Here is a 7,501-nt window from a genome sequence, read left to right on the forward strand (position 1 = left end):
ACCCCATCCTGTACACGGGCAAGGGGGGCCGCGTGGCGCACGAGTGCATCGTGGATATTCGCCCGCTGAAACAGGCCAGCGGCATCTCCGAAGAGGACATTGCCAAGCGCCTGATGGACTACGGCTTCCACGCCCCCACCATGAGCTTCCCCGTGGCGGGCACGCTGATGATCGAACCCACCGAGAGCGAACCCAAGGCCGAACTTGACCGCTTTGTGGACGCGCTGCTGAGCATCCGCCGCGAGATTCAGGACGTGCAGGACGGCACGATGAGCGCCGAAGACAGCCCGCTGAAGCACGCGCCCCACACCCAGGCCGACCTGCTGGACGCGGAGTGGAACCGCGCCTACAGCCGCGAAACGGGGGCGTTCCCCAGCACCGCGCAGAAGGCGTGGAAGTACTGGCCCGCCGTGAACCGCGTGGATAACGTGTACGGCGATAGAAACTTCGTGTGCAGTTGCCCGCCCATTGAGGATTACGTCGGGGCGTAAGGAGGGCAAGGATAAAGGGAAGGGGCAGTCTCCATACCTCGGAGGCTGCCAGCTTCTTAGAAGTCGTTTTTATTGTAAAAAATCTTTAAAAGGATATATCATCCGTTCGCTTTTGCTCGGCAAACTAAAAAAACCGAAGTTCTCATAGATTCTGATAACCTCATCATTTCGTGCTTCAAGGTAGACGCCTTGAGCACCAAGAGGGGAGCCTAATTCATAGGCGGTTTTAACAGCATCAAAGAGTAGACCTTGCCCATAACCTGTACCTCGAAGATCATCGCAAGTAGCAATTCTACTTAGAATTACAAAATTTAGTGTCTTGAAAGGAAACTCAAGCTGCTCAGGATTTGGTATTTGTTTCGTATCAAGTGTCCGCATACCTAACGTGTAATACCCGAAAACCTTACCAGATTCATCTGCGGCAACCCAGCCACCCAGAATTTTCAGGTCAACAACATCTCTGATGAACTCTTCACCTGTAAAATAGATTTGCAATGAATCTGCTATTTGGCATGAGAAAGCGCTCCGATCATGTATATCTGGATCGAAGCGCTGGATGATTAACTTCTGCTGACCGGTAAACACATCGGCCAATATACGCTATTTACTTAGCGAAAAACCGCTGGTGCATTTCACGTGCAGCCACCATTCCGGGCTTCGGCTTGTGAGCTGGCTGTGCAAGCAGCTGAGCTACAAAGCGAACGTCGGCAGAAGTCAACACGGGTGTATTAGTGCTGTCTTTCTTCTTGTCTACGTCCTTCATATTGTCTCCAAAAATTGATACGACGAACCGGCGAAGGCGGAGTACCAATTTGGTGTCATACTACGCTGACCATCTTGACTTTTCAATTCGATGGGCATAACGATTAAGGTAAATTGGGAACAGCTCAGGTAACACTTTTGTCATGTCGTCTAAAACGTTCCACACGTCGAATTCCCATTTCAGACGATTTGTGTATCAACTAGATCTTACGTGCTCAAGCCCCCGCTTTGGCTCCCTTTTGGGGGCGGCGGGGGCTTGGGGATGATGGATGATGGGTTCGCTTCGCTGATGGATGATGGAAAGGGCGGCGGGGCTAGGGGAGTTCGTCGCCCGGTAAAGAAGCCAAATCCCCCAAGTCTTTGGGCCTCCCACTGGCCGCCTTGTTTTGCCGCAACAGCCGCAGGCTAATCACGGGAATACTCAGTTCGCCAATATCCATCGTCTCGCGTTCTGCGTAGGCTTCCGCGAACTCTACGCCACTGATTCTATTCAGAACTTCCAGCCGCAGTGGTGGCACACCCATACGGATAATTTTGCCGGGTTGAAACAGCTCAGCCTCAACACTGCTGATGCCGAAATCATGGTAAGTCGCTGTCAGACGCTGAATATTGTCTTGTGTCAGTTCCACAAAAATATCCAGGTCGCCCGTCGCCCGAACAAAACCGTACAGATTAACGGCGTAACCGCCTATCAGCAGGTACTTAACCCCATGTTGATTCAGTAACTTCAGGAACTCGGCAAAGTCGGGTGGTAGTTGCATCGTAGCCATAGTGAATTTGCCTCAGCAATTCCAGCGCTTGCAGGCGCTCGGCTGGGGTTCGGGTCATCCAGTAGGGCCAGTCTTCTTGCTGCTCCTCAAAAGTCGTAACCTCAATAACCTGGCGGTTCATTTTGATTTCCCCGAGGCTCATGGCTTCAGTCTATCAAGGCCAGGGGAGAGTTCGTCGCCTTCAACTGGGGGCGCATCGGGCACCTGGGCCAGGGCAGCATCAAACTTTTCGGCGCTGGCACGGGCGGCACGCACGGCAAAATAATCCTCACTACGGGCCATACGCTCGGCCACCGAGAGCAGAATGTACTGGTTGACGCTCACGCCTTCTTTCTCGGCCACGGCTTTCAGTTGGGCGTGCAGGCTTTCGGGCAAACGCAGACTCATAGCGGTCATGGTGTTCCTCCTAGTAAGGCAAGAAACTGGGCGGGAGTGATGGCCTGAACGCCAAAGCGCTCGCAGCCAGCAAAGTCGCGGGTGTTGAAGGTGACGATATAGGGGCATTGCCCATGGACGGCCAGTTCCAGCACCAGTTCGTCTTTGGGGTCGCGGAGCTGGGGCCGCCAGTTGAAACTGAGCGCAGGCTTGAGGCTGATGCTGACCAGATAATCCAGTATGTCTTGCACGGCGTCGGCAGGAATGGGCGGCGGGTCACGCAGCAGGACATCTTCATATTCCAGACAGAGAGCAACAGAAAGAGCCATCTGGAACCGACCAGCCCGCAGGGCTTGCAAGACAGCGAAGGATGCGCCCCGGTTTGAACGCAGTGCCGCATAAATCACGTTGGTATCCAGCACTGCTTTCATACCGTATATGGTATCACTCATCTTGGCTGAAAAGCTCCGCTTTGGCTCCCTTTCGGGGGCGGCGGGGGCTTGGGTGTGGAGGGGGCGCAAGGGCAGGGCAGGGGAGGATGTCACCGGGCGACGGGTGTGAGATGATACGGGGCACCATGACAACCCACCCAGCACCGCGTCCCCCTGTGGCCGATGGCCTCCCGCTTGTCGGCAGTGTCGTTTCGCTTGTCTCGGACATGGAAGGCTTTTTGTACCAGCAGTATGCCAAGCACGGCCCCTGTTTCCGGGTGCGGGCGCTGAACCGCGAGTTTGTGGTGCTGGGCGGCCCGGCGGCAGCCGAGGCGATGGCGAAGAACACGGGCGAGTTCGACGCGTGGAAGATGTGGGAAGGGGTGGTGCGCGAGTTTGGCGGGCGGCATGTGCTGTCCATGCTGGAGGGTGAAAAGCACCGCAAGTACCGGGCGGCGGCGCGGGGCGGCTTTGCCAAGACGCGGGCGCAGGAGGGGATACCGCAGGTGCTGGAACTGGCGCGGCAGGCGGTGGCCGAGGTGCCGTATGGGCAGGCGTTCGCGGTGCTGCCGTTTGCCCAGCGGCTCGTGGCCGACTGCGTGGGGCTGCTGACGCTGGGGCGCAAACCGGGCGACTCGCTTCAGGATTTCATTCACTACTGGCACACCCAGATCGCGGTCAACATTGCCGGGGTGCGTCCGGCGTCCGACCTCAAGCGCGAGGACTATCTGACGGCCAAGGCACGGGCGTGGGCCGCCGCGCAGGAGATTCTGGCGCTGGACGCCGACACCCTGCCTTCGCCCTATGTGCGTGACCTCAAGGCGCTGCTGGAGAGCGACCCCGACCTCATCAACGAGCAGGAACTGGTGTTCATGATGATGCTGCCCTATGTGGCGGGGCTGGATACGGTGGTCAATGTCCTGACGCTTTCGCTGTACCACGCCTACCGTGACCCCGAACTGTATGCCCGGTTGCGGGCCGAAGTGGAGCCGCTGCTGGCGGAGGGGCTGCCCGCCAGCCGACTGCGCGAGCTGAAGGTGCTGCACGCGCTGACGCTGGAGGTCATGCGGTACTACCCCATCGCCAACCTGCCTAACCGCCACGCCACCCGCGATTTCGAGTTTCAGGGCTACCAGATTCGCCAGGGCGAAGAACTCCTGATGGGGCTGATGGCCTCGCAGCGTGACCCGGCCCTGTTCCGCGACCCCGACAAGTTCGACGTGGAGCGCTTTCTGGAACCGCGCAACGAACACCGCCAGAAAAACGCCCTGAACCCCTACGGCGCGGGCGCACACACCTGCCTGGGCGCGGGCATGGCCGAGGTGCTGCTGGCGACCCTGATTTCTGCCCTGGTTGGCGGCGAGGAACTGCGGCTGTTTCCCCCGCATTATCGGCTCAAGCCCTTCCACGTCTCCGACCTGAAAGGCGACCAGAATCTGCGTCTGGTTAAGGTCTGAGACAGAGCGGCGAAGGGGGTGGGGAGAGGCTAGGATTCAGGCACTCTCCCCACTCTGTCGTCGGTGGTCGCTAACTGCCCAGCCCCAGCAGCAGTTGCGCCAGAATCAGCTTGGCGATGGTGGCGACGGGGTAGACCGTGGCGTAGCTGATGTTGGGCTGGTCGCTTTTCATGGTTTCGGTGGCAAAGCCCAGCACGGCGGGCTGGGTCTGGAGACCCGCCAGCAGCCCCGTCGCGTGGGCGAAGGGAACCTTCTGGACTTTATGCGTCCACCACAGCAGCGTCACGGCGGCGAGGGTGGTAATCAGCGTGCCTGCCACGAACAGTTTCAGCCCCAGTGGACTGGCGACGGTGGAAAAGAAGGCGTACCCGCTGCGGCTGCCCACGCCCGCCAGAAACAGAATCAGGCCGATTTGCCGCAGGGTCAGGTTGGCGTTGTAGGGCAATTGCCAGTTGAGCGGCCCGGTCTGGCCTACCGCTCCCAGGATCAGGCCGACGATCAGGGGACCGCCCGCCAGTCCCAGCTTGAAGGTCTGCCCGCCGCCCAGCGGAATGGCGACCAGCCCCAGCAACAGGCCCAGCGCGATGCCCACGCTGAAGGTCATGGCGTCGATTTCAGAGAGGCGGTGGTAACTGTCCCCGAACAGCCGGGTCAGGGCAGGCATCTGGTCACGCGGGGCCACCACGCGCACCCGGTCGCCCAGTTGCAGCACGGTGTTTTCGTCGGCTAAGTGGTCGGTGTCGCCCCGGCGAATGCGGGTCACCGTCGCGCCGTACTTCTCGTGCAGCGGCAGGTCGCCCAGGCGGTGTCCGGCCACGCCCTGCTCGGAGACGAACATGCGGCGCATGTCCAGATGTTCGCGGCTGAGTTCCAGCTCCTCGCCCAGGTCTTCGCCCACCTGCGGCACCACCTGCGCGAGCGTGCTGGCTGGCCCGATCAGGCTGATGGTGTCGCCCGGCTCGATTTCCTGGCGCAACTGGTCGTCGTACAGGCCCGCCAGACCGACCTTTTCGCCATGCTGGTAGCGCCCGATCCGCACGGTGTCGGGCAGGGTTTGCAGCGCCGCCGTATCACGCACGCGCACGCTACGGTGGTCGATCGGCTCGGGCGGGGCCGCGTCCGGCACCTTCCACAGCTTCTTGAGCAGGGTAATAGCCAGCAGCATGGCGATCACGCCCATCGGGTACGCCACCGAGTAAGCGACGACAGGTTCGCTCTGGACGGCTTCTGCCGCGCCGCTGCCCCTCAGCCGTTCGATGGCCCCCGCCAGGGCGGGTGTGTTGGTCAGCGACCCGGCCAGCAGGCCCGCCGCATACGTTCCCTTGAGGCCCAGCAGCTTGACCGCCGCCACCACCGCACCCGCCGCCAGCAGAATCGCGCCCAGTACGGCAGCGTTGTCACGCGGGCCGCCGCGCTTCATGGCGCTGAAGAAAGCGGGGCCGCTGGCGATGCCGATGGTGTAGACGAACAGCACCAGTCCGAACTCGTAGAGCAGCGGCGGGGTCTTGAGGTTGGGGTCGAGTGCGCCGAACGCCAGCCCGGTAAACAGCACGGCGGCGATGCCCAGCGAAAATCCCCGGATGTTGATGCGCCCCAGCGGGTAGCCGATGGCCGCGATGAGAAAGAGCAGCAGCAAAGGGTTGTCAATCAGCAGTTGAACCATACTCCACCCCCCAGGGTGTGCCGTTAAGTAGGTCGAAGTTCATCTTGGGATGAACCGAGCGAAGCGAGTAGCGAAAAAAGGACGTTGAACCGGGAATGGAGCGTTTGCGGTGCTGTTCCGAAAATGCGGAATGTCAGGTTCGACGTCCTTAGTCTGCCACCGCCAGAGCGGGGCGGGGGGTACTTCATCCCGCAGTCAGGGACGCGGCCTGCTTTAGCCGCCGATTAACCCAGCGGGCGCAAAGTAGCAGCCGTTCGGAGACACCGAACCCCTTTTCCCAGGGTCATCTTTTCCAAGTTCCCAAGGAGCGTAGAACCGTGAAAAACCGTCTTCCCCTGATGGCCTGGGCTGCCCTGCCCCTCACCGTCGGCCTCGCCTTTGCCGCCCAGCCCCAGCGTGTGCAACCCGTGCCGCCCGGACAGGCACAGCAGGGCCAGAACCTCGACCAGCCCGGCATTCCTCAGCACCAGGGCAACCAGCGCCCTGCCCCCCCGCGTGACAGCGGCACCAACTACAGCGACGTGTTCCTGCAAAAGCTCGCCGCGCAACTCGGCCTGAGTGTGGACAAGCTGAAGGCCGCCGCCGTAGCCGCCGGAAGTGCGACCATCGACCAGGGCGTGAAGGCCGGAGACTTTCCCAGTGACCGCGCCGCTGAGATGAAGGAGCGCCTCAACGAAAACCCCTTCGCTTTCGGTGGACGCGGCCCTGGTGGGCGTGGCGGTCACGGCATGCACGAACACGGGCGCGGTGGCCCTGGCGAGCGCGGCCCCGCTGGCAAGAAGGGTGGCCCACGCGGAGAGCATGACCATGACAAGGATGACGCCGACCACGCCCAGGGCGGCAGCAACGACACCAACGCCCAGGGCGCGGCTCAGGACAGCAGCTTCACCTTCTGACCTTCACTAAAGTTTCCCCCCGCTGTGGCTACTCGGCGGGGGGATTTTCGGTTCAGCCTTCCAGTAGGTCGCTCGGCAGCAACGAGTACAGATACAGGTCTCTGCGCTCGCCGCCGATGTCCTGAAACTGTCGCATCATACGGCTTTGAAAAATAGTTTGGGCATCCAAGCTATTCTTCCGAACGGAGTGAGTAGAAGAAAATACGGGACTGAACGGCGCGAAGGAGATGTCGGTGCTTTTCCGACATCTCCGAAGAATAGTTCAGTCCCGTAGCAGCCCCTCACGCTGGTAGCCGACCCGCTCGGCGGTGCGCCACGACGCCTCGTTCCAGGGTTCGACGTACAGTTCCAGTCGCTCGAACTGGCCCAGCCCGAAGCGTGACAGGGCCGCCAGAGCGGTGGCCGCCGCCCCGTGGCCCCGCGCCGACGGCAAGAGCCAGTACCCCAGCGAAGCCGTCTCGCGCTGGCCGGGCCACAGTCCGATTTGCCCCAGAGCGGGCGCGTCTCCCTCGGCTATAGCCAGTGACCAACCCGTGTCCGTCTGCAACCGCTCTTGCTGCCGCCCGATAAAGGCCAGCGCCGCCGCCTCGTCGCAGGGGGTGGGAACCGTGGTGATGAGCGGAATCAGCGGGTCGTGCGACGCCGCGATGATGCTG

At 61.2% G+C, this 7,501-nt stretch carries 9 protein-coding genes and 1 pseudogene; 3 read left to right on the top strand and 7 right to left on the bottom strand.

All coding sequences use genetic code 11. From position 1 onward, the window contains the following. Positions 1-491, top strand: a pseudogene (locus Q4C89_RS12785) (glycine dehydrogenase (aminomethyl-transferring)); the annotation flags it as partial. A 69-nt stretch (positions 492-560) separates the two neighbouring features. Here Q4C89_RS12785 and Q4C89_RS12790 read toward each other — a convergent pair. From Q4C89_RS12790 to Q4C89_RS12810, 5 genes are all read right to left on the bottom strand, one after another. Further along, a complete protein-coding gene (locus Q4C89_RS12790) occupies positions 561-1,076 on the bottom strand; it encodes a GNAT family N-acetyltransferase (RefSeq protein ID WP_303103007.1) in 516 nt (171 codons plus the stop codon). Positions 1,077-1,567: 491 nt separating this feature from the next. Further along, positions 1,568-2,014 (bottom strand): nucleotidyltransferase, encoded by a 447-nt coding sequence (locus Q4C89_RS12795; protein WP_303103008.1) that lies wholly within the window; start codon positions 2,012-2,014, stop codon positions 1,568-1,570. Continuing rightward, on the bottom strand, positions 1,956-2,165 hold the full coding sequence (locus Q4C89_RS12800) for a hypothetical protein (protein ID WP_303103009.1): 210 nt from the start codon (positions 2,163-2,165) through the stop codon (positions 1,956-1,958). The genes Q4C89_RS12795 and Q4C89_RS12800 overlap by 59 nt, the downstream gene beginning before the upstream one ends. Beyond that, positions 2,162-2,419 (bottom strand): toxin-antitoxin system HicB family antitoxin, encoded by a 258-nt coding sequence (locus Q4C89_RS12805; RefSeq protein ID WP_303103010.1) that lies wholly within the window; start codon positions 2,417-2,419, stop codon positions 2,162-2,164. Before Q4C89_RS12805 ends, Q4C89_RS12800 begins: the two co-directional genes overlap by 4 nt. After that, positions 2,416-2,829 (bottom strand): putative toxin-antitoxin system toxin component, PIN family, encoded by a 414-nt coding sequence (locus Q4C89_RS12810; protein ID WP_303103011.1) that lies wholly within the window; start codon positions 2,827-2,829, stop codon positions 2,416-2,418. Before Q4C89_RS12810 ends, Q4C89_RS12805 begins: the two co-directional genes overlap by 4 nt. Before the next feature lie 146 nt (positions 2,830-2,975). Here Q4C89_RS12810 and Q4C89_RS12815 point away from each other — a divergent pair, with 146 nt between their 5' ends. Continuing rightward, positions 2,976-4,286 (top strand): cytochrome P450, encoded by a 1,311-nt coding sequence (locus Q4C89_RS12815; RefSeq protein WP_303103012.1) that lies wholly within the window; start codon positions 2,976-2,978, stop codon positions 4,284-4,286. A gap of 70 nt (positions 4,287-4,356) precedes the next feature. Here Q4C89_RS12815 and Q4C89_RS12820 read toward each other — a convergent pair whose 3' ends face one another. Continuing rightward, complete coding sequence (locus tag Q4C89_RS12820; RefSeq protein WP_303103013.1) at positions 4,357-5,949, bottom strand: aspartate:alanine exchanger family transporter; 1,593 nt, start codon at positions 5,947-5,949, stop codon at positions 4,357-4,359. 317 nt (positions 5,950-6,266) lie between these two features. Here Q4C89_RS12820 and Q4C89_RS12825 point away from each other — a divergent pair, with 317 nt between their 5' ends. After that, positions 6,267-6,845 (top strand): hypothetical protein, encoded by a 579-nt coding sequence (locus Q4C89_RS12825; RefSeq protein ID WP_303103014.1) that lies wholly within the window; start codon positions 6,267-6,269, stop codon positions 6,843-6,845. Between the two features lie 262 nt (positions 6,846-7,107). Here the strand turns inward: Q4C89_RS12825 and Q4C89_RS12830 are convergent. Beyond that, a partial coding sequence (locus tag Q4C89_RS12830; protein ID WP_303103015.1) for a GNAT family N-acetyltransferase occupies positions 7,108-7,501 on the bottom strand: 394 nt, incomplete at its 5' end.

Source organism: Deinococcus sp., from assembly GCF_030523985.1.
In the GTDB taxonomy this organism is placed as follows: domain Bacteria; phylum Deinococcota; class Deinococci; order Deinococcales; family Deinococcaceae; genus Deinococcus.